Genomic DNA, 20,963 nt, shown 5'->3' on the forward strand with positions numbered 1-20,963 from the left:
ATCAGATAGAACAATGAACAGGATCCAACTCTCGCAGCTTGCCGTTCTGGCCGCCGTTGCCGAAGGCCGCAGCTTTCGCAAGGCGGCCGAGGAACTGGGCATTGCCCCCTCCGCCGTCAGCCATGCCGTGACCGCGCTGGAGGCGAGCCTCGGCGTGCGCCTGCTCGCCCGCACCACCCGCAGCGTCGCGCCGACGGAGGAGGGACGCATGCTCTTGGAAACGCTGTCGCCGGCGCTCGCCGACATCGGTGCGGTGCTGGAGGGGCTTGCGGACCGCAGGGGTACGCCGGCGGGGCCGTTGCGCGTGACCATGCCGATGCTCGCCGCCGAAGACCTGATCGCTCCGCGCCTTGGCGCCTTCCTCAGCGCCTATCCGGAGATCGAGCTGGACGTCGTCACCAATGACCGCTTCGAGGACATCGTCGCCGAAGGTTTTGACGCGGGGCTGAGGCTCGGCGAGCATCTGGAGGCCGACATGATCGCGGTTCGCGCCAGCGGTCCGCAGCGTGGTGTGATCGTCGCGGCGCCGGCCTACATCGCCGCCCATGGCCGGCCGCAGGCGCCGGACGATCTCATTCATCACCGTTGCATCCGGCGGCGTTTTTCCAGCGGGCGCATCTATCGCTGGGAGCTGGAAAAGGCGGGAAAGGTGTTGGCCGTCGACGTGTCCGGCCCGCTGATCCTCTCCGACCAGCGGCTGATACGCCGCGCGGCGATCGACGGCGTGGGGCTTGCCTACCTGTTTGATGGGCGCGTCGACGCGGATGTCGCCGCCGGAAGGCTCGTCCCCGTGCTTGAGGACTGGTGCCCGCCCTTCGAGGGCTTCTTCATCTACTATCCCTCGCGCCGCCAGATGCGCCCGGCGCTGCGCGCCTTCGTGGATTTCTTTCGGCACCGGGGCTGACGGATCAGCGCCGTCCATGATCTGGGTGGTGTGCCTGGAACTAACGACGGCGAAGAATGTTTGCGACGTTCGGCGACAGCCGGTCCCTGGTCAGCGCGACGTAGTCGGCATAACCGATACGTCCGTCGGCAATGCCGTTGGCAACACGCGCGCAAACCGTCTCCGGCCCGAGCTTGACCGAAATCCTGGCCAGCTCCGCGTCGGTCTTGCGTCGTTCCGCCGGATTTGTCTTGTATTCCTTCACGCACCTTCGGATCAACTCGTCCTTGAGCTTCGGGCTCCCCTCAAGAGCTGTCTGCATTGCCGCATATCTCGGCTCCGACACGGCACAACCGACCAGCCCCAGACCGATCAGGGCAAGAAAAATTGGACTTCTGAGGTTCATTCCGATTCCTATCCAAGAAAGCACCGACGTGCCTCTGGCTCGTCGGTGCCCGGCTTTTGCCGTCAATCGGTGTGCTGATCGCGCATGTGCAAAAGGCCAAGCGGCTGCCTGGCTTCGGTTGCAGCAGGTTTGCCGGTTCAAGCCGAACCAGGATCCGATCGATGGAGTTTACCGGCCCTGGATGATCTTGATGGTGGCCGGAGTGGGATTGCCGGTCATGCCGGACTTGTAGTCCTGATAGGTCAAGCGCCCGTTGGCCCATGCATTGTAGACACGTGTGCACAAGACCTTAGGCACAGCCGCAGTCGATGTATTGGCCAGCATCGCAAGAACTTTCAGTTTTTCGGACGACTTGGACTTCGTGTCCTTTGTGCATTGGTTGATAGCCTCCTGCTTCAGCTTCGGGCTCCCCTCCAGCGCAGTACGGCCAGCTTCATATCGCTGCTGGGATACGGCACACCCGCTCAAGGACAGTGCGACAGCGAGCAAGGGCAAAGAATATCTGATTGTCATGTGTAAATAGATCCGGTTGAAATGATGCGCACTTCATAGTTGTTTCGCCGTTGTCGGGCAATAGCCTTACGCCAGCGCCATCCGATAGCGCACGTGTCCGTCTTCCTTCGCATAGGTGTCGTAGAGCTTGCGCGCTGTCGCATTGTCGTGGTTGGTGTGCCAGTAGAGGCGGGACCAGCCCTTTTGCATGGCGAGGGCGATCAGATCGTCGATCAGGGCCCGGCCGAGACCGCGGCCGCGGAATTTTTCATCGAGATAGAGGTCTTCCAGATAGCAGTCCGGGGTCAGTGCCCAGGTGGAATCGTGGAAGTGGTGGATGGCGAAACCGGCCATCTGGTCACCGACCAGCGCCACCCGCATGGCGACGCGGGACGAAGGGTCGAGGATGCGCGCCCAGGTGCGGTTGGTGATCTCTTCCGGCAGGTCGACCTTGTAGAAGGTGAGGTATCCCTTCCACAGGCGCCGCCAGGCGACTTCGTCGGCGGGCTCGGCATAACGTATCTCGATGGTCATGGAATTCTTACGCTCCGGCGTCGGTGAGGAGAGTCATCTGGGCTTCGGAAAGCGCAAGCTCGCCGGCGGCGATCAGGCTTTCGAGCTGGCGAAGGCTGGTGGCGGAGGCGATCGGCGCGGTGATGCCGGGACGCGCTACGACCCAGGCGATCGCGACGGTTGCCGGCGTGGTGCCGGTCTCGGCCGCGACCTGGTCTAGGGCGGCGAGGATCTTCAAGCCCTTGTCGTCGAGATAATTGCCGACGCGGTAGCTGCGCGCCGCACCTTCCGTGTCCTTCAGGCTGCGATACTTGCCGGTGAGGAAGCCGGCGGCGAGCGCGTAATAGCTGATGACGCCGATCTCTTCCTTGACGCAGAGGTCGGCAAGCGGCCCTTCGAACCTGTCGCGGGTATAGAGATTGTATTCCGGCTGCACGACGTCATAGCGCGGCAGGTTGTTTTTTGCCGCGGCGTCGAGCGAAGCCTGCAACTGGTCGGCCTCGTAGTTCGAGCAGCCGATCGCCCGGACCTTGCCCTGCTGCTTGAGCCGGGCAAAGGCCTCCAGCGTTTCCTCGATCGGCACGTCCTCGTCCGGCTTGTGGGCGAGATAGAGGTCGATATAATCGGTGCCGAGCCGCTTTAGCGAGGCCTCGGCCGCTTCCGCGATCCACTTGGCGGAAAGCCCGGTCTTTCGCCCTTGGCTGTCGAAGCCGACCTTGGTCACGATCACCGCCTTGTCGCGGGCGACATGGCCGCGCTTCAGCCACCGGCCGATGATTTCCTCGCTCTCGCCGCCCTTGTGGCCGTCGACCCAGGAGGAATAGACGTCTGCCGTGTCGATCGCATTGTAGCCTGCGTCGAAAAAGGCATCGAGCAGGTCGAACGAGGTCTTTTCGTCGACGGTCCAGCCGAACACATTGCCGCCGAAGACGACGGGCGCGATGGAAAGGCCGGTGCGGCCGAGCGAACGCTTCTGCATGGGTAAACTCCGTGGGTTCGCGGGAGGCGGCCGAAGGCGGCCGGGCTTGAGAGGTCGCAGGTTAGCAACCGCGCCTGTGATCGACCACTCAATTTCTTTGATCGGACGTCCTGTAGTGGCTCGGCGGCAGGGTGTTGTGCTGCGCCCAGATGCGCCTGAGATGGCGCGGTGAGGAGAAACCCGCCCGCTCGGCCACCGTCTCCATGTCGAGGCGGGAGTGAGAGAGGATGTCGCGCGCCAGCGTCACCCGCATCAGATTGACGTAAGCGATGACGGACAATCCGGCGTGCTCGCGAAACAGCCGTGTCATGTGGCGCTCGCTCAAATGGCCGAGATCCGCCAGCTGCGACAGCGTCCAGTCGCGCGCCGGATCGGCCATGATCGCATCCTGGATGCGGTGGATCGCCGGGTGCAGGTGGTTGCGGCCGGACAGCCAAGGGGAGAGCTGTGGATCGGCGCCGCTGCGGCGCATGTAGATCACCATGGTCCGCGCGATCGCCAGCGCAACGGGGGCGGAGGTCAGCTTCGCGACGATGTGCAGCATCAGGTCTATGCCGGTGGAGATGCCGGCGCTGGAAAAGCGTTCGCCGTCCTCGACGAAGAGGCGGTTTTCCAGCACCTGCGCGGTCGGAGAGAGACGCCGCAGGTCGTCGATGCAGTCCGAATGGGTGGTGCAGGCATGGCCGTCGAGCAGGCCGGCGGATGCTGCAAGCAGGGCGCCGGAACAGATGGTGACGAGCGTGATGCCGGGCACGACGACGCGGCCGAGCCAGCGCGCGATCTCCGCCCGCTCCGCCGCGACCGATGCCGGATCGGGAACCGCGCCCATGCTGCCGGAAATGACGACATAGGCGCCGTCGGGGAGGCGATCGGGCAGGGGCTGGAGATTGGCGAGCGTCAGCCCGATCGATGTTGTCTGTTCGGCACGGGCAGCGACGAAACGGCAGTCGAACAGGATTTCCTCCTGTTCGCTGTTGGCATAGCGCAACACCTCGACCGGACCGGCGACATCCATCAAGAGCGTGTGCGGCGGCAGCACGACATAGACAGGGATGGTCCGGCGGTCGGGGCGGGGCGCGGCTGTCATGCGGCAAGCCCGATCTGGCCGAGCGCCTGTTCGACCGTCGCGATGCGGGCAAAGCGACCGGCAAGCACGAGTTCGGTGCGGGTCTTGATGTCGGCCGCGCTGAAGACCTGGCCAGAGGCATGGGTCATCGGGAAGGTCAGCGTCGCCTCGGTGACGTAGTCGACCGCAAAGCCGAGATCGGCGCCGTGGCGCGTCGTTGTCTCGCAGCACTGCTCGGTGCGGATGCCCGAGACGATCAGCCGGCCGATGCCGCGCTGGCGCAGCCAGATTTCGAGCGGCGTGCCGACGAAGGCCGAGTGCCGGGTCTTGTGGATGATGACATCAGGCTCGATCTTAAGGCCGGCGAGCGTCGTGACGAAACCGCTGTCGAGGCGGAATTCTGCATCGTTGTCGGTGTGGAAGATCTGCACGACGGCATGGCCGGCGGCCTTCGCCCCGTCGATCAGCGCCTGCTGCCTGGAGAGGAAATCGACGACGTCCTCGTCGCGCCAGTAGGGGCGGTGGCGGAAGGATTCCTGTACGTCGATGACAAGGAGGGCTGTGTTGCTGGCGGTCATTTTCTGCATCCTCTGTGTTGATGGGATAGCCGAAAATACCGCATGAGAAAAAGGGAAAAAGTTCTGCTCCGGACGATGATGGGACATTTCCGGCCAACCATGATCTGCCACGCGGCACGCCCTGACCTGCCTTCGAGGCCCGTTGCCAAGCGGCGGATCTCTGACTAGGGTCGCGCGGCAACGTTACAGGAGGAGCCCCCATGCTGCGTTTCGGAATTCTGTCCACGGCCAAGATCGGCCGCGACCTCGTCGTGCCGGCCATGCAGGACGCCGAGAACTGCGTCGTCACGGCGGTTGCAAGCCGTGATATTTCCAAGGCGCGCGCCATGGCTGATCGCTTCTCCGTGCCGCATGCCTTCGGCTCCTACGAGGAAATGCTGGCCTCCGATACGATTGATGCCGTCTACATTCCGCTGCCGACGGCGCAGCACGTCGAATGGACGATCAGGGCCGCCGACGCCGGCAAGCATGTGCTGTGCGAAAAGCCGATTGCGCTCAAGGCGTCGGACATCGACCAGCTGATCGCGGCGCGCGACCGAAACGGCGTGCTGGTCTCCGAAGCGTTCATGGTCACTTACGCGCCGGTCTGGCGCAAGGTGCGCGCCCTGCTGTCCGAAGGGGCGATCGGCCGGCTGCGCCACGTGCAGGGCGTCTTCACCTATTTCAACCGCGACCCCGGCAACATGCGCAACATTCCCGAACTCGGCGGCGGCGGCCTGCCGGACATCGGCGTCTATCCGGCGATCGCCACGCGTTTCGCCACCGGCACCGAACCGTTGAAGGTGCAGGCCGTGGTCGAGCGTGATGCCGAATTCGGCACCGACATCTATTCGAGCGTCAAGGCGGATTTCGGCACTTTCGAGCTGAGCTTCTACGTCTCGACCCAGATGGCCAACCGCCAGTCCATGGTGTTCCACGGCACGGAAGGCTTCATCGAGGTCCGTTCGCCCTTCAACGCCGATCGCTGGGGCGCCGAAGAGGTCGAGCTTTCCAACCAGTCGCACAACCAGTCGCAGGTCTTCCGCTTCCAGGACAGCCGGCAGTATCGGCGCGAGGCCGAGGCCTTTGCCAAGGCAGCGCTGAGCGGCGATCGCTCCGACGTCGTAAACCTGGAAAGCTCGCGCGACAACCAGCGCTTCATCGACGCGATCTATCGCGCCGGCGAGAAGGACGGCTGGGAGACGGTCTGAGCCGGAGATCAGCGGCGAAAGACGAAGCGCGAATAGCCGAAGAAGGAAAAGGCCATGGCGGCGATCGAGGCGATCACCAGCGCCGCCATCGGCTGGAGGATCGGCAGCGACAGAAGAAGCCCGCTATAGATCAGATAGTTGACCGCGGACGAGACGAGGCCGACCGAGCCGTAGCGGAAGCCTTCCACCGCGATCGAGCGGCGCGAGGCGCCGAAGGTGAAGCTGCGGTTCAGATACCAGGTTGCGACGAGCGCAACCGCAATGGCGATGGCACGGGCGAGGAAGGGACCGAGCGGTGTCGTTTCGAGCAGCAGCCAGAGCAGGACGGCATCGATGACGAAACCCGCCGTGCCGACGATGCCGAAGCGGACAAGCTTCTTCATGCCGCGTCGGCGGTTCGCGCCGGCTTACGCTTTTCGCGGTCCGCGCGGGCGCCCGGTTGCGCATGGGCAAGCGCCGGCAGGCTGAGATAGTGGATGCGCAGCTGTTCGGCGCGCGAGCGGGCGAGCGAATCGAGGATCAGCCCGGCGGTGAAGGCGAGCAGCGACATCATCATCAGCGCCGTCGCCAGGATCCAGGTCGGCATGCGGCTGACGAGGCCGGTGGTGAAGTATTCGACGAGCACGGGGGCCATGAAGATGAGGCTCGCCGCCATGATCGTCGCCGCGATAGCGCCGAAGAAGGCGAAAGGACGGGTTTCCTTCATCAGCATGGCAAACATCCACAGGATCTTTGCGCCGTCCCTGAAGGTCGACAGCTTGGAATGCGAGCCTTCCGGGCGGCGGCCATAGTCGAGCTCGAGCTCGGCCACCGGCAGCTTCAGCCGCGAGGCATGGACCGACATTTCCGTCTCGATCTCGAACCCGGCCGAGACGGCGGGGAAGCTCTTGACGAAACGGCGGGAAAAGACCCGGTAACCCGACAGGATGTCGGTGAAGTCGCTGCCGAACAGGAAACGGTAGAGTTTGTTGAACAGCCGGTTGCCGAAGGCGTGGCCGTTGCGGCCTGCGTCGGCATGCACGCCACGACGCGTGCCGACCACCATGTCGGCGCGCTCGGTCACAAGCGTGCGGATCAGTTCCTCGGCATCGTCGGGTGCATAGGTGCCGTCGCCGTCGGCCATGACATAGACGTCGGCCTCGATGTCGCAGAACATGCGGCGCACCACATGGCCCTTGCCCTGCCGGCGCTCGCGCATGACGGTTGCGCCGGCAAGCATGGCCGTCAGCGCCGTGCCGTCGGTTGAGTTGTTGTCGTAGACGTAGATGCGCGCCTGCGGCAGCGCCGCGCGGAAACCCTGCACCACGGCGCCGATCGTGCCTGCTTCGTTATAGCAGGGCAGCAGTACCGCCACGTCGAGATTTTCGGATGCTGGCCCACGCATATCGGCTACTCACGACAGAAGACATGCCCGACGATGATCGTGTCCGGCCCGGTTTTACTATTTCTTGAGAAGGTTAAGGCTAGGTTTCGCCGATCGATACCAAGCAATGTTTTTCGCCTCACGCTCCCTGCGCGAGGCCTCATCTTCGGGGTTTGACGCGCGTATGGCGGATCAAGGAACGACCGGTAAGGAAGCGGCGCGGCTCTGGGGGCGCTTGTGGTTCGCTGTCGCCTTCTATGGCGCGGTCACGGTCGCCATTCTGCTGCTCGTCAACCTGCCGGGCGCCACAGACTATGTGGGCGCCGACAACGACGACGTGATGCGTCTCGTCCAGGTGCGCGATCTGCTGGCTGGCCAGTCGTGGTTCGATCTCACGCAATATCGGCTGGGGCTCGACGGCGGCACTCTGATGCACTGGTCGCGGCTGATCGACCTGCCGATCGCAGGGCTGATCCTTGCCTTCTCGCATTTCCTGCCGCCGGCCCGTGCCGAAGCCATGGCCCTCTTGGTCTGGCCGCTCGCCCTGACGATCCCGTTGTTTGCGGCCGTCGCGGTGGGTGCGCGGCGCATCGGCGGCGTTCCCGCCATGCAGATAGCGCTCGGGCTTGCCGCACTGCTGATCATCACCTCGAACCGCTTCCTTCCGGGCGCGATCGACCATCACAATGTGCAGCTCGTGCTGGTGGCTGTGATCACCGCCATGCTGGTCGATCCCGCCCACAAGCCGGCAAGCTTCGCTCTGGCCGGCCTCGCCGCGGCGCTGGCCATTGCGATCGGTGCCGAGACGACGCCGCTCGTCGCGACGGCCTGCCTCGTGGTGGCCGGCCTCTGGGCCTGGCATGGCGTGATCTTCCTCCAGGCGGCGCGCGCCTTCGCGCTCACCGTGACGATCAGCATCTCGGCCCTGTTCTTCGCCACCGTGCCGCAGCACCTCTACACCATGGTCACTTGCGACAGCCTGTCGATCGGCTATTACGGGATCGCGGCGGTCGGCGGCATGTTGCTGTTTCTCTCGGCCGAGTTCGCAAGCGGCGCTTCGCGTCCTGTGCGCTTCGGGGTGCTGTGTGTCGATGGCCTGCTGGTGCTCGCCGCGGCGCTGGTGCTCGCGCCGCAATGCCTGCAGAACCCGCTGAACGATCTCGATCCGCTGCTCTTTACCCTTTGGCTCGACTACGTCACCGAGGCCCAGTCTGTTCTCCGGCAAATGCGCATCGAGCCCGCGAGCGTCGGCGGCTTCTATGCCGTCGGCTTCTTCGCCCTGGTCACCTGCCTCTTCCGCATCGCCCGACGCGACCGCACGGAACTGCATGCCATCCTGCTGCCGCTGATCCTCGTCAGCTGGGGGATCGCTCTCATTCAGCTGCGCGGTGCCGTCTTCGCCAACCTGCTCTCGATCCTGCCGCTCTCGCTGCTGATTGCCGAACTGCGCCGCAATGCGCGCAGCGACCCCGAAAACCCGAGCGCCGGTTTCGCCTTTGCCGTCTCGACGCTGCTCGCCGTGCCGAGCGTCTGGGCGCTGACCGGCGTCTTCGTCACGGAGGGAACGGCGGGCATTTCGCAGCGCTTCAAGGCCGAGGTGGTCGGTCCCGCGACGACCATGGACTGCGAATCCGCTGCGGCGCTGCGCCAGCTGGCTGCGCTGCCCCCGGCCACCGTGGTCGCGCCGTCGAATTCGGGGTCCGAGATCCTGCGCTTCACCGCGCATCGTGTACTCACCGCGCCCTATCACCGCAACCAGGGCGGCATGCTGACCGAACTGCATATCGGCCTCGCGAAGCCCGCGGAGGCGGAAGCCTTCCTGCGCGGGTCCGGCGCCACCCTCGTCGCCTATTGCCACTCCGACCTGCAGACGAAGATGATCCGCGACCTCAAGCCGGACGGGTTCTATGCCGCGCTCGAACGCGGCGAGGTGCCCGCCTACCTCGAAGCCCTTCCGCTCGATCCCAAATCGGGCATGGTGCTCTACCGCACGCGGTTCTGAGGCACGCGGCCGTTCAATGCCGGCGTTGGTCAGGGGCGATGTCTGGCAAGGGGAGCGCTCTCAGGCGGTCTTGCGCCGCTCGATCGCGACAAGCCCCAGAAGCACGGCGATCAGGCCCGAATTGAACCCGGCATAGGCCCAGGCCAGCGAGAGCCAGACGACGGGGCCGGGCGATACCATCACGGCCAGCGTGAAGGTCAGACCGATCAATACCGCCGAAAGGGCGATGCCGATCGCCGAGCGGGTCAGGCCGGCGGCAAATCCGATCATCATGGCGGTTGGGAAGATCATCGTGGGTCTCGGCTTCGGAACTCGTCGGACCATTCTAGGGTGAATTGTCTAACAAGCGGTTTCCGGCCGAAAGGGCGGCCGGGCGCAGGTTTTGCCGCGCCCGGCCCATCGGTTGCCTTGAGAGGAGGAGGCTCAGGCAAGCCCGACGATGGCACCGGCGGTGGTGCCCGTCGCCCGCACACGCACGACCCGCAGCGGCAGCATGCTGCCACCGGCGACGCTGGTGAAGACGACGGTTGCGCCGGACAGCATGGTGACGGCGAGATCGCCGCCGCTACCGACATAGAGCGCCCGCGTCGCCTCCGGCAGGTCGGTATCGTCGGCAGGAACGATGGCGAAGCCGGTCGAGGCCGGACCGGAAAGCGAGGGCTGGAAGTCTGCGAAGCGGTCGGTCATGGAAATGCTCCTCTTGGCGCGTCTGATCTCGGCCGATTGTCGCTCCCGGCAAGGAGGCGGGGAAAATCGTGTGCCGCAATTCTTGATCCGGATGGGGGAGCTGGGCGGGATTTCCCTTGCGGCGCCGTGGCTTGGGCGGAGAGCGAAAGGGAGGAAAAGCGCGCAAGGGGCGGCTGAACTTCCCCGCTTTTTGCGCTAGGAAGGGAGCATGACCAGTTTCTCCAGCGATGATTCGCGCTCAAATCTCGCCGAGTTCACCGTCTCGGAACTGTCGGGCTCCATCAAGCGCACGATCGAGACCGCCTTCGACCATGTGCGCGTGCGCGGCGAGATCTCCGGCTATCGCGGTCCGCATTCCTCGGGCCATGCCTATTTCAGCCTGAAGGACGACAAGTCGCGCATCGATGCGGTGATCTGGAAGGGCTCGTTTTCCAAGCTCAAATATAGGCCCGAAGAGGGCATGGAGGTGATCGCCACCGGCCGCATCACCACCTTCCCCGGCTCGTCAAAATACCAGATCGTCATCGAGCAGATGGAGCCCGCGGGCGCCGGCGCCCTGATGGCGTTGATCGAGGAGCGCAAGCGCAAGCTCGGCGCCGAGGGCCTGTTCGACCCAGCGACGAAGCAGCTCCTGCCCTTCATGCCTAGGGTCATCGGGGTGGTGACCTCGCCGACCGGCGCCGTCATCCGCGACATCCTGCACCGCATCGCCGACCGCTTTCCGGTCCACGTGCTCGTCTGGCCGGTCAAGGTGCAGGGCGAGGGCTCGGGCGAGGAGGTGGCCAATGCGATCCATGGCTTCAACGCGCTGGAGCCGGGCGGCCCGATCCCGCGGCCGGATGTGCTGATCGTCGCGCGCGGCGGCGGCAGCCTTGAGGACCTGTGGAGCTTCAACGACGAGATCGTCGTGCGCGCGGCCGCGGCAAGCGGCATTCCGCTGATCTCGGCGGTCGGCCACGAGACCGACTGGACGCTGATCGACTATGCCGCCGACGTGCGCGCACCGACGCCGACGGGTGCCGCCGAAATGGCGGTGCCGGTCAAGGCCGATCTGGTGGCGCAGGTGGCCAGTATCGCCGCGCGGCTTTCGGGCGCCACCTCCCGCCAGATGGAAATACGCCGCCAGGGCCTGAGGGCGCTGACGCGTGCGCTGCCGTCGCTCGACCAGTTGCTCGCCCTGCCGCGCCGCCGTTTCGACGAGGCGGCGACCGGGCTTGGCCGGGGCCTCGAACTCAATACCATGGCCAAGCGCCGGGCCTTCGAGCGCTCCGCGTCGGCGCTCCGTCCCGACATGCTGGCGCGGCGCATCGGCGAAAGACGCCAGAGGGTGGCCGAACGCTCGGCGCTGGCCGAACGCATCGTCGAACGCATGATCGATCGCCTGCGGGCCCGGGTGGGCGGCGCCGACGCGGTGCTGCGCAATCTGCCGGCACGCCTGCGCGCGCAGACCGACCGCAGCCGCGACCGGCTGGAGGGGCTCACCCGGCGCGCCGACAGCGCAGTGTTGAACGAACTCAGGGCGAACCGCGCGACGCTCACTGGCCACGAGCGCATGCTGCAGTCGCTGTCCTACAAGAACGTGCTCCAGCGCGGCTATGCGGTGATCCGCGATGGCGCCGACCGTCCGGTCTCGCGGGCGGCTGGCCTTGGTGCGGGATCGGCGATCTCGATCGAGTTTTCCGACGGCCGCGTGTCGGCCATCACCGAAGGCGGCGACGGGGTGCCAGGGCAGCCAGCGCGCGAACCGTCATCGCCTCCGGTATCGCCGGCCGTGACTGCCAGGCCCGCGACCGCGCCTCGGCCAGCGAAAAAGAGCGAGCCGCCTGCCGGGCAGGGGAGCCTGTTCTGATGAGTCGAATCTGCATGTATAATAACAGAGCGCATTTGCGATAATACGGTCCTATCCCAACATATCGTCGATATCGGCTGTTGCCGATGCTGGATCCGCGCCTTCCCCCTGATTTTCAGCCAGATCATATCGACCGTCCGGTCGCTTAGCCACACGGTGTTGCATACGCCACAGCATTGTGGTGAGTACGTTCAGCGGGTCCTTTCCATTGATCGTAAGACCTTTTGCAATCAAAGCCTCATACAGTTCTTCCCTGCGTAGAGGATGGCCCGAGCGGCGTATGATTTCCCTAGAGGCTTCTGCGACATCCTCCTTGCGTGAATTGCTCACGATCCTGTTGTTCGGTGATTCTGTGGTTTCGTCTTTGTTCTGTTTTTCCGCTGCCGATAACAACAATTCGTCGCCTTCTTGTTCAGAGAACATGTGCCATGTCTTGATGAAGGATTCCACTTCGCCGATTTGTTGGTCGATCTGAGTGATCTCATCGTGTAAGGCTAAGCGTCTGTCAATTAAAGATTTTTTTCGCGCCACGGCGTTCTTGAGAACCTTGTCGGACATCGCTTTACTCCTCTGAGTTAAAGCTACCTTACACTCGGTTGAAAATCAGCACAAGGCGTGTGTGCGCCCTTGTGTGGCACTGAAATGGAGTGTATGAAGGGGTATGAATGCCGGAATGAAAACGGCCCCACGAAGCGCGCCAACGCTTCCGTAGGGCCGGTTCCGGTCCCGCTGTGCCTACCATGACTCGTCGGCGGGATAAGATGGACACTGTGGTTAAGTCTCCCTCGCAAGGTGGGTTATCACAGGTTCATCTGACATTCAAGAGTCCTCCAGCGAAGGAGGATAACAATGGCCCCCCGTGCTTGTCACTGGGTCCAGTCGTACACACGCGTCCGGTACGGACGTGTTGAGTGCGTCTGCGGCTATTGGCGTTGCTGCGGCTAGTTCCTCAGCACTGCCAAAACGCGTTTGCCGACGGCGGAGCCGTTAGGCCAGATTTAGGGCGTCGGAGCGAGTCTCCGGCGCTCACCAACAATCGCGATGCTACTGTCATATTGATCTATCGGCCCGCCGACCTATTCGAACGCGGCGAGATGTCGTCTCAGAAGCGCGTCGAGCGCCTGGCGCTCCTCGACGGTGAGCGCGGCCACCAGCCGGTCCTGATTGGCGACATGTGCCGTCACGGCCTCGTCCACCAGCGCCCGGCCCTTGGGCGTCAGCGCCACGAGCAGGCCGCGCCGGTCTTCCGGATTGGGCAGGCGCTCGACGAGACCCTGCTTCTCCAGCTGGTCAATGCGGTTGGTCATGGTGCCTGAAGTGACCATCATGGTCGCCATCAGGTCGGAAGGAGAGAGACGGTAGGGCGTGCCCGACCGGCGCAGCGTCGCCAGAACGTCGAAGGTCGAACTGTTCAGCCCGTGGGCTGAAAGCACGGCGTCGATCTCGCGCGACAGATGGGTGCGCAGCCGCGCCAGCCGTCCGAGTGGCCCCATGGCGGAGACGTCGAGGTCGGGCCGCTCCCTGTTCCATTGGGCGAGAATCTGATCGACGGCGTCGGGCTTGGGAGATGTCATGGGACTAGCTAGCCGACAATTTTGCTTGACGTCAAGATATCTGCCGATAATCTGCTCATATAACTTGAGGTCAAGATAATGGAACTGAAGGTAAATTCGCCCATGACGGTGATCGCCCTGACCGCGCTGGCGCCGGCGATCTGGGGCAGCACCTACATCGTCACCACCGGCCTCCTGCCGCAGGGCTATCCGCTGACGGTCGCCATGCTGCGCGCCCTGCCGGCCGGCCTGCTGTTGCTGGTCCTTGTGCGGCAGCTGCCGTCCGGCCGCTGGTGGCCGCGCGTCTTCGTGCTCGGCGGTCTGAACTTCACCGTCTTCTGGGCCATGCTGTTCGTCTCGGCCTATCGCCTGCCGGGCGGCGTCGCCGCCACGGTGGGAGCGATCCAGCCGCTGATCGTCATCGGCCTCGCCCGGCTCGTGATCGGCACGCCGATGCGCCGCGCCGTGGTGCTCGCGGCGGCCGGCGGGCTCTTTGGCGTGGCACTGCTGGTGCTGACGCCGAAGGCCGCGCTCGACCCGCTGGGCGTGGCAGCAGGCCTGGCCGGGGCTGCGTCCATGGCGGCGGGCACGGTGCTCTCACGCCATTGGCGCCCGCCGGTCTCCAGCCTGACCTTCACCGCCTGGCAGCTGACCGCGGGCGGCATCATGCTGGTGCCTTTGGCGTTTCTGCTGGAGCCGGCGCTGCCTCCGCTCACGCTCGCGAACTATCTCGGCTTTGTCCATCTCGGCCTGATCGGCGGTGCGCTGACTTATCTCGTCTGGTTCTGGGGGCTCGCCCGTCTCGAGCCGTCGGCAGTCGCCTCGCTCGGCTTCCTGAGCCCGCTGGTCGCGACCCTGCTCGGCTGGACGCTGCTCGGGCAGAACCTGTCGCCGCTGCAGATGCTCGGCTTCGTGGCGGTGCTCGTCAGCGTCTGGTCGGCGCAATGGGCGTCCCGGCCGCCGTCGGCGGTGTCAGCCGAGGTCTGACGCTGGAAAGGCCGGCGTGACCGGCCCCTCCGATGACCGGATCGCTCAGGCCCATTCGCCCTTGCGCATCACCGGCACCTTCGCGCCGTCGGCGCGAATGCCGTCGATGTCGACCTTGTCCGAACCGATCATCCAGTCGATGTGGATCAGCGAGGAATTGCCGCCCTGCGCCTTGATTTGATCCGGCGTCAGCGACGCCCCGTCGAGGAAGCACTTGGAATAGCACTGGCCGAGCGCGATATGGCACGACGCGTTCTCGTCGAACAGCGTGTTGTAGAACAGCACGCCGGAGGCCGAGATCGGCGAGGAATGCGGCACCAGCGCCACTTCGCCGAGACGGCGCGCGCCCTCGTCGGTGTCGAGCACCTTGAGCAGCACTTCCTCACCCTTCGAGGCCTTCGCCTCGACGATGCGGCCGCCCTCGAACCGCACCTGGATATTGTCGATCAGCGTGCCCTGGTGTGACAGCGGCTTGGTGGACGAGACATGGCCGTCGACCCTGAGCGCGTGCGGCGTGGTGAACACTTCCTCGGTCGGGATGTTGGGATTGCAGGTGACGCCGTTCTTGGCCGTGGACGCGCCGCCATGCCATTCATGGCCGTCGGCGAGACCGACGGTCAGGTCGGTGCCGGGGCCGGTGAAATGCAGCGCCGAGAAACGCTTGCCGTTCAGCCAGCCCGAGCGCTTGCGGAGCTCGGCATTATGGGCGGCCCAGGCGGCGATCGGATCGGTCTCGTTGACGCGCGAGGCGGCGAAGATCGCCTCGGCTAGCCTGCCGACGGCCTCGGCGATGGGCAGGTCCGGGAAGACGAGCTTGGCCCAGGAGGGGTTGGGATAGGAGCAGATGTTCCAGTTGATGTCGAAATTGGAGATATGCTCCAGCGCCGGCTTGTAAGCGATCGAATTGGCCTTGTTGGCGCGCGCCACCTTGGCCGGATCCTGGCCGGAGAGCAGCATGGGATTGTCGCCGGCAATGGCGAGCCGTGCCGCTCCGCCTTCGAAGGCTCTTGCCATGCCGTCATAGAGCCAGCCGGACGCCTTGTCGAAGCTCTCATCGGGCGCGTGGGCATAGCGCGCCAGCGTCGTCTCCTCGTCGGCGTAGAAGGTGGTGACGAGACCGGCACCGGCCATATAGGCATGCCTGGTGATGAGGCGCACCAGCGGCAATGCCGCGATCGGCGCGGTCATGACCAGGTCCTGACCCTTCTGCAGCTGGAGCCCGACCTTGACGGCCACTTCGGCAAGCTTGTCGAGGCGGACCGGGTCGACCGGGTCGATGGCGGTATGGAGAGATGCGTTCATCGAATATCCTGCTTCCGTCGATTGCGTTGCGCCCTTTTAGGACGGATTCGGGCAAAACAGAAGACGGATGCGAAGCCCGCGCCTGTTCAGACCGCTGGCTTCGCCTGCCTCAAAAGGACAGCGTCGTGCTTCTCCAGGAAGGCCATGAGCCGGTCCGCATAATCGTCGGCGACCGCGCCCTTGACGCTTGGGCGCGCAGCCAGCGCCTGGCGCCATGCAGTCACCTTCGGCAGGCCGTCGAAGATATGATGGTCGGCGAGCCTGTCGAACAGGTCGAAATAGCGGAAGATCGGCGCGAAGACCGCATCCACGAGGCTGAAATGTGCACTGGCGAAGAATGGCCCGTCCCCGAGTTCGGCCTCCAGCGTGGCAAATCTGGAGGCGAGCACCTTGCTCTTGGCCTCCAGCGCTGCCTGGTCCTGGGTGGTTTCGAAAACCCAGAGATCGGAGAGGATGGAGGATCCGAACTCCATCCAGCCGCGATGACGGGCGCGCCGCAGCGGGTCGGCCGGGTGCAGCTTCTGGCCCGGTTGGGTCTCCTCCAGGTATTCGCAGATGACCGAGCTTTCGAACAGCACGTCCTGTTCGACCTGCAGGAGCGGAACCTTGCCCAGCGGCGATATTTTCAGGAACCAGTCGGGCTTGGCCGCAAGGTCGATGTTGATGCGCTCGAAGGGTACGCCCTTTTCGGCGAGCGCGATGGCAGCCCGCTGGACATAGGGGCACAGGTGGTGGCTGACGAGGCGTAGTTCGGCCATGGGGCGTCCTTCCTTGAATGAAGTAGATGCATCTGCATGTAATTCATCTTGCGGAGATCGTCAAGATGCATGTAATTGCATCTATGTCCGACGAAAAGAAGACCGCCCCGTGTTCCGCCGCGAGCGTCACGGAACTCTGGGTCACGCTGGCGCGCGCGCAACAGCGGGTACTCGCGGCGATGGAATGCGACCTGAAGGCGGCAGGCTTGCCGCCGCTCAGTTGGTACGACGTGCTGTGGGAGCTTGATCGCGCGGAAGATGGCCGCCTGCGCCCTTTCGAGATCGAAGAGCGCACCCTGTTGACCCAGTACAATCTTTCACGGCTGATCGATCGGCTGGAGAAGGAGGCGCTGGTGCGCCGTGAGGTGTTCGACCAGGACAGTCGCGGACGCTGGGTCGTCATCACCGAGGCGGGGCGGGAAAGGCGCGCGCGCATGTGGACGATCTACGGGCGCTCGATCGAGGAACATCTGGGAGCCCGGCTGAGCGAGGAGGAGGCGCAAATGCTGACAAGTCTGCTCAAGCGACTGGCCTGAGGCTCGGCCGGCCGCAGTCAGGAGACCAACGATGCGGCGATGGCACCCAGCGCGTTGAGCGCATCCTGCGGCGAGAGCCGAACCTGGAGGCCGCGTTGCCCACCGTTGATATAGACCTGCGTCTCCGACAGCGCGTCGATCTCGATCGCCGTCGGCACAAGCTTCTTCTGGCCGAAGGGGCTGATCCCGCCGACTACATAGCCCGTCGTCTTCTCGGCCACCGCCGGCTTCATCATAGCCGCATGCTTGCCGCCGAAGGCGGCGGCGAGCTTCTTCATGCTCACCTCCTTGTCGGAGGGCACGACGACGCAGACCGGCTTGCCGTCGAGTTCGGCCATCAGCGTCTTCAGCACGCGATGCGGCGCCTCGCCGATCGCCTCCGCGGCCTGCAAGCCGATGCGTTCGGCGTTCGGATCGTAGTCATAGGTCACGGTGGCAAAGGCCACCCCGGCCTTTTCCAGGAACTGGGTTGCGCGCGTCGTCTTCGCCATGGCGTCAGGCCTTCAACGCGGCGGCGTAGACCTCCGGCTTGAAGCCGATGAGCAGCTTGCCGCCGGCCTCCAGCACCGGCCGCTTGATCATCGACGGCTGGGCGAGCATCAGTTCGATCGCCTTGTCCGGGTCGAGATCGAGCTTCGCCGCGTCGGGCAGGTTCCTGAAGGTCGTGCCGGCGCGATTGAGCACGGTCTGCCAGCCGGCCTCGGCGCACCAGCGTTCGAGATGGTCCCGGTCGATGCCTGAGACCTTGTAGTCGTGGAAGGCATAATCGACGCCGTGCTCTTCGAGCCACAGGCGCGCCTTCTTCATCGTGTCGCAGTTCTTGATGCCGTAAATGCGTGCCTGCATGGGTCAAAATCCCAAATGAAACCGAACAAGGCAGATAGCACGGGGCGGGCTAAAGGCAAATGCGAGTCGGGGGGAGGGGCCGCCCGACGACCTGATAGACCGGGTAGCGCGCGGGATCGCGACATCCCGCCGTGGGAGGAACAATGTCGGTCGGTTGCGTATGGTTTGGTCCGCGATCGGCTGTCGTGCGAGCAGGCTCACGCAGCAAGCGGAGAGGCCGCTGGCTCGATCACCACCCGGTTTCGGCCGCCGTTCTTGGCGCCATAGAGCGCATGGTCGGCGCGACGGATCAGGTCGTCGAGGCTCTCGTCGGCCGCTCCGGCCGTGCTCACGCCGGCGCTGACCGTCAGGCGCAGCGACACGCCGCTTGCCGTGCCGAATTCGAGGATCTCGACATTGCGGCGAACCATGTCGGCGATCGCCGCGCAGCGCTCGACGCTGGTATCCGGCATCATCAGCACGAATTCCTCGCCGCCCCAGCGGGCCAGCAGGTCGCCGCTGTGGGCGACCGATTTCAGGATCTGGGTGAATTCGCAGATCACGGTATCGCCGACATCATGGCCATATCCGTCATTGACGGCCTTGAAGCCGTCGAGGTCGAACAGGATGATCGACACCGGTTCCTGCGCCTGCCGGCAGCGGGAGAGTTCCTTGACCGCGAGGTTGGTGAAGGCGCGGCGGTTGTTGATGCCGGACAGCGGGTCGGTATTGGCAAGCCGTTCGAGCTCGTGCTGGTAGCCGTGCCGTTCGGTCAAATCGCGCAGCACGGCGATGAAGACCGGTCCGTCTATGCCGCCGGTGCGCAGGATGGTGGCGCCGAGATGGATCTCCGTTCCGTCCGCGCGGTAGCCGATGATGAAGGATCTCCGGCTGCCCATGTATTTCGCGTCGACCTGCCCCTCCATGAAACCGGCCAGGTGGTGCCGGTGGATCTGGCGGAAGCGCGGGGGCAAGAGCGCGTCGAGCGGCTGGCCGACAAGGCTCGCCGACGTCTGCTGGAAAAGGCTTTCCACCGCGTGATTGCAATAGAGGATCGTGCCGTCCGCGTCGATCGCGACGATGCCGTCTTCCATTTCAGCGACGATCCTGCTGTAAACCGCGTCATCGAGGCGCGATGGCTCTCCGTAAGTGGATAGGGAAGCCATGAGAAAATCCTTTTCAAGACAATATAGTTATACTTTGTAAGATGTGTCCACCGAACCACCTATTCCTTAATGGAGGTTTGTCGGCGGGCCGGGGGCGGCCCCGACCTGCCGCTATCGTAAACGAAGGATGACGACCCTCTTCAGGCCGCCGACCTTTTGCCTGCCGCTCCGGAGCGGGTCTCCGCGGCCCTTGGGTCGGCCTTGTCAGTCGAGAATTGCCGGATCATCTGCACGATGCGGCCGATCTCGGCGGTGAGCGCATGGGTAGCCGCCGTCGACTGCTCGACCATGGCGGCATTCTGCTGTGTCGCCTGGTCCATGCTGTTGACGGCGGTGTTGATCTCGGTGAGTGCCGTCGACTGTTCGCGGGCCGCCAGGACGATGGCGCCGATGTGATGCGTCAGTTCGCCGACGTCCGTGGCGATCCCTTGTAGCGCTTCGCCCGTATGGCCGACCAGGGCCACGCCGCTGCGCACCTGCTCGCCGGACCGGGTGATCAGCTCCTTGATCTCGCGCGCCGCCTGGGCCGAGCGTTGGGCCAGTTCGCGAACCTCCTGCGCGACGACCGCAAACCCCTTGCCGGCCTCGCCGGCGCGGGCCGCCTCGACCCCGGCATTCAGCGCCAGCAGGTTCGTCTGGAAGGCGATGTTGTCGATCACGCCGATGATGTTGCCGATCGCACTGGAGGAAGCCTCGATCGCATCCATGGCCGAGACCGCCTGCTTGACGATCTCGCCCGAGTGCTCAGCCCCGCTCTTCATCCTCGCCACCAGCAGGCCGGCCTCGCCGGCACGTCGGGTCGAGTCGCCCACTGTCGTGGTGATCTCGTCAAGCGAGGCCGCCGTCTCCTCAAGCGAGGCTGCCTGTCGCTCGGTGCGCTTGGCAAGATCCTCCGCCGCCTGCCGGATCTCCTCGCTGCCATTGTTGATCTGATGCATGCCGGCCTCGATGGCGCCGATCGTCGCAGCCAGCTCCTGCGTCGCATTGTTGAAGTCGGAACAGACCGAGTGATAGGCCATCGGCACGTCGTGGGCCATGCAGTGGGTCAGGTCCTTGGCGGCGATGCGCGCCATGGCCTCGCCGAAGATGTCGCAGACCAGGTTTCGCTCGGCGGCGATCGCCTCGGCCTGCGCCTTCTGCTTGGCCGCCTCCGCTTCGTCGATATAGACGGAGATGGCGAGGTCCATGTCGAGCATCACGGCCTTGACCAGCGCGCCGAGCACGCGTCCCGTCTCCTCCGCCTTGGCCCGCCCCTTGCCGAACAGGCCCTGGCCGGCGAAGGCATCGCGCACCACTTCCTGGACCAGATGGTCGAGCACGATGGCGTAGCCGCCGATATACCAGCGCGGCTCCAGGCCGATCCGGGCATGCACCGTGCCGATGGTGCGGACCTTTGCCACATAGTCGGCGCTGAAGTCGCCCTCGGAAATGTTCGACCAGTGGTTCACCTGCGCGCCCTTGGCGCGGCTGATATGCTCGTCGGAGGCGAAGAACCGCCGCACCTCCGGTGTCTTGCGCAGCTGCGCATAGAACTTGTCGAGCCCTTTGGGCAGTTCCCGGTCGATTAGCGCCTTAAGGCTGCGGATCCCGTCCCGGTCGGTCTTCGTCAACTGCATGAAGTCGAGGCGCTGCTCGACGCTCGCTCCCGCTGATTGTCCGACCGCTTGGGTGGTCGTGGAATGCACGGCGTCCTGCTTGAAATTGGTCATGGCGGCCCCCTCGCCGATAAAAGATCTCTGGAAATTTTGGTTCGCCTAATATTGATCGCGAATCTTCTATGGAGAGGATAGAACACTATGGTTTATGAATAGTAACGCCTATATATATT

At 64.5% G+C, this 20,963-nt stretch carries 24 protein-coding genes; 6 read left to right on the forward strand and 18 right to left on the reverse strand.

Features of this window, described 5'->3' with window-relative positions:
• The first annotated feature begins 13 nt into the window (after window positions 1-13).
• Window positions 14-904 (forward strand): LysR family transcriptional regulator, encoded by an 891-nt coding sequence (locus L867_RS0121160; RefSeq protein WP_028738677.1) that lies wholly within the window; start codon window positions 14-16, stop codon window positions 902-904.
• A gap of 40 nt (window positions 905-944) precedes the next feature.
• On the opposite strand, the gene L867_RS0121165 is transcribed toward L867_RS0121160, so the two are convergent.
• The 6 genes from L867_RS0121165 to L867_RS0121190 all read right to left on the reverse strand — a co-directional run bounded on the left by L867_RS0121165 (window position 945) and on the right by L867_RS0121190 (window position 4,917).
• The gene (locus L867_RS0121165) at window positions 945-1,289 is read right to left on the reverse strand and encodes a hypothetical protein (protein WP_028738678.1); all 345 of its coding nucleotides are present in this window, start codon (window positions 1,287-1,289) and stop codon (window positions 945-947) included.
• A 168-nt stretch (window positions 1,290-1,457) separates the two neighbouring features.
• Window positions 1,458-1,802, reverse strand: a complete 345-nt coding sequence (locus L867_RS0121170) for a hypothetical protein (protein ID WP_028738679.1) — start codon at window positions 1,800-1,802, stop codon at window positions 1,458-1,460.
• 66 nt (window positions 1,803-1,868) lie between these two features.
• Window positions 1,869-2,315, reverse strand: coding sequence for a GNAT family N-acetyltransferase (locus tag L867_RS0121175; RefSeq protein WP_028738680.1), 447 nt, complete (start codon window positions 2,313-2,315; stop codon window positions 1,869-1,871).
• A 7-nt stretch (window positions 2,316-2,322) separates the two neighbouring features.
• Window positions 2,323-3,273: an aldo/keto reductase gene (locus L867_RS0121180; RefSeq protein WP_028738681.1), complete on the reverse strand. Its 951-nt coding sequence runs from the start codon at window positions 3,271-3,273 to the stop codon at window positions 2,323-2,325.
• An 88-nt stretch (window positions 3,274-3,361) separates the two neighbouring features.
• On the reverse strand, window positions 3,362-4,360 hold the full coding sequence (locus L867_RS0121185; protein WP_028738682.1) for a GlxA family transcriptional regulator: 999 nt from the start codon (window positions 4,358-4,360) through the stop codon (window positions 3,362-3,364).
• Window positions 4,357-4,917, reverse strand: a complete 561-nt coding sequence (locus L867_RS0121190; protein ID WP_028738683.1) for a cysteine hydrolase family protein — start codon at window positions 4,915-4,917, stop codon at window positions 4,357-4,359. The genes L867_RS0121185 and L867_RS0121190 overlap by 4 nt, the downstream gene beginning before the upstream one ends.
• Window positions 4,918-5,117: 200 nt before the next feature.
• On the opposite strand from L867_RS0121190, the gene L867_RS0121195 reads away from it, so the two are divergent.
• Entirely contained in the window at window positions 5,118-6,107 is a 990-nt protein-coding gene (locus tag L867_RS0121195; protein WP_028738684.1) for a Gfo/Idh/MocA family protein, read from the forward strand.
• An 8-nt stretch (window positions 6,108-6,115) separates the two neighbouring features.
• Here L867_RS0121195 and L867_RS0121200 read toward each other — a convergent pair whose 3' ends face one another.
• A complete protein-coding gene (locus L867_RS0121200; RefSeq protein ID WP_028738685.1) occupies window positions 6,116-6,490 on the reverse strand; it encodes a GtrA family protein in 375 nt (124 codons plus the stop codon).
• A complete protein-coding gene (locus L867_RS0121205; RefSeq protein WP_028738686.1) occupies window positions 6,487-7,491 on the reverse strand; it encodes a glycosyltransferase in 1,005 nt (334 codons plus the stop codon). Before L867_RS0121205 ends, L867_RS0121200 begins: the two co-directional genes overlap by 4 nt.
• 163 nt (window positions 7,492-7,654) lie before the next feature.
• Between L867_RS0121205 and L867_RS26090 the strand changes: the two genes are divergently transcribed.
• A complete protein-coding gene (locus L867_RS26090) occupies window positions 7,655-9,472 on the forward strand; it encodes a hypothetical protein (protein WP_037174166.1) in 1,818 nt (605 codons plus the stop codon).
• Window positions 9,473-9,532: 60 nt separating this feature from the next.
• Here L867_RS26090 and L867_RS0121215 read toward each other — a convergent pair whose 3' ends face one another.
• Window positions 9,533-9,763 carry a hypothetical protein gene (locus L867_RS0121215; RefSeq protein ID WP_028738687.1) on the reverse strand — a complete coding sequence of 77 codons (231 nt, stop codon included), beginning with the start codon at window positions 9,761-9,763 and terminating at the stop codon, window positions 9,533-9,535.
• Between the two features lie 132 nt (window positions 9,764-9,895).
• Window positions 9,896-10,159 (reverse strand): spike base protein, RCAP_Rcc01079 family, encoded by a 264-nt coding sequence (locus tag L867_RS0121220; RefSeq protein ID WP_028738688.1) that lies wholly within the window; start codon window positions 10,157-10,159, stop codon window positions 9,896-9,898.
• Window positions 10,160-10,367: 208 nt separating this feature from the next.
• Here L867_RS0121220 and xseA point away from each other — a divergent pair, with 208 nt between their 5' ends.
• Window positions 10,368-12,008, forward strand: coding sequence for an exodeoxyribonuclease VII large subunit (gene xseA / locus L867_RS0121230; RefSeq protein WP_028738690.1), 1,641 nt, complete (start codon window positions 10,368-10,370; stop codon window positions 12,006-12,008).
• 51 nt (window positions 12,009-12,059) lie between these two features.
• Here the strand turns inward: xseA and L867_RS0121235 are convergent, their stop codons facing one another.
• Window positions 12,060-12,566, reverse strand: a complete 507-nt coding sequence (locus L867_RS0121235) for a hypothetical protein (RefSeq protein ID WP_028738691.1) — start codon at window positions 12,564-12,566, stop codon at window positions 12,060-12,062.
• A gap of 518 nt (window positions 12,567-13,084) precedes the next feature.
• Window positions 13,085-13,582, reverse strand: a complete 498-nt coding sequence (locus L867_RS0121240; protein ID WP_028738692.1) for a MarR family winged helix-turn-helix transcriptional regulator — start codon at window positions 13,580-13,582, stop codon at window positions 13,085-13,087.
• An 84-nt stretch (window positions 13,583-13,666) separates the two neighbouring features.
• On the opposite strand from L867_RS0121240, the gene L867_RS0121245 reads away from it, so the two are divergent.
• Window positions 13,667-14,548, forward strand: coding sequence for an EamA family transporter (locus L867_RS0121245; protein WP_028738693.1), 882 nt, complete (start codon window positions 13,667-13,669; stop codon window positions 14,546-14,548).
• Window positions 14,549-14,593: 45 nt separating this feature from the next.
• Here the strand turns inward: L867_RS0121245 and L867_RS0121250 are convergent, their stop codons facing one another.
• The gene (locus L867_RS0121250) at window positions 14,594-15,850 is read right to left on the reverse strand and encodes an aminopeptidase (protein WP_028738694.1); all 1,257 of its coding nucleotides are present in this window, start codon (window positions 15,848-15,850) and stop codon (window positions 14,594-14,596) included.
• Between the two features lie 86 nt (window positions 15,851-15,936).
• Window positions 15,937-16,608: a glutathione S-transferase family protein gene (locus L867_RS0121255; protein WP_028738695.1), complete on the reverse strand. Its 672-nt coding sequence runs from the start codon at window positions 16,606-16,608 to the stop codon at window positions 15,937-15,939.
• 83 nt (window positions 16,609-16,691) lie between these two features.
• Here L867_RS0121255 and L867_RS0121260 point away from each other — a divergent pair, with 83 nt between their 5' ends.
• On the forward strand, window positions 16,692-17,144 hold the full coding sequence (locus L867_RS0121260) for a MarR family winged helix-turn-helix transcriptional regulator (protein WP_037174279.1): 453 nt from the start codon (window positions 16,692-16,694) through the stop codon (window positions 17,142-17,144).
• A 17-nt stretch (window positions 17,145-17,161) separates the two neighbouring features.
• On the opposite strand, the gene ybaK is transcribed toward L867_RS0121260, so the two are convergent.
• From ybaK to L867_RS26095, 4 genes are all read right to left on the reverse strand, one after another.
• Entirely contained in the window at window positions 17,162-17,635 is a 474-nt protein-coding gene (ybaK, locus tag L867_RS0121265) for a Cys-tRNA(Pro) deacylase (RefSeq protein ID WP_028738697.1), read from the reverse strand.
• A gap of 4 nt (window positions 17,636-17,639) precedes the next feature.
• Complete coding sequence (locus L867_RS0121270; RefSeq protein WP_028738698.1) at window positions 17,640-17,990, reverse strand: ArsC family reductase; 351 nt, start codon at window positions 17,988-17,990, stop codon at window positions 17,640-17,642.
• A gap of 197 nt (window positions 17,991-18,187) precedes the next feature.
• Window positions 18,188-19,135, reverse strand: coding sequence for a GGDEF domain-containing protein (locus L867_RS0121275; protein ID WP_084638685.1), 948 nt, complete (start codon window positions 19,133-19,135; stop codon window positions 18,188-18,190).
• Window positions 19,136-19,275: 140 nt separating this feature from the next.
• Entirely contained in the window at window positions 19,276-20,844 is a 1,569-nt protein-coding gene (locus tag L867_RS26095; protein WP_051439152.1) for a methyl-accepting chemotaxis protein, read from the reverse strand.
• Between the last annotated feature and the right edge of the window lie 119 nt (window positions 20,845-20,963).

Origin of the sequence: Paenirhizobium selenitireducens ATCC BAA-1503 (genome assembly GCF_000518785.1) — a bacterium.
Lineage (GTDB): Bacteria > Pseudomonadota > Alphaproteobacteria > Rhizobiales > Rhizobiaceae > Allorhizobium > Allorhizobium selenitireducens.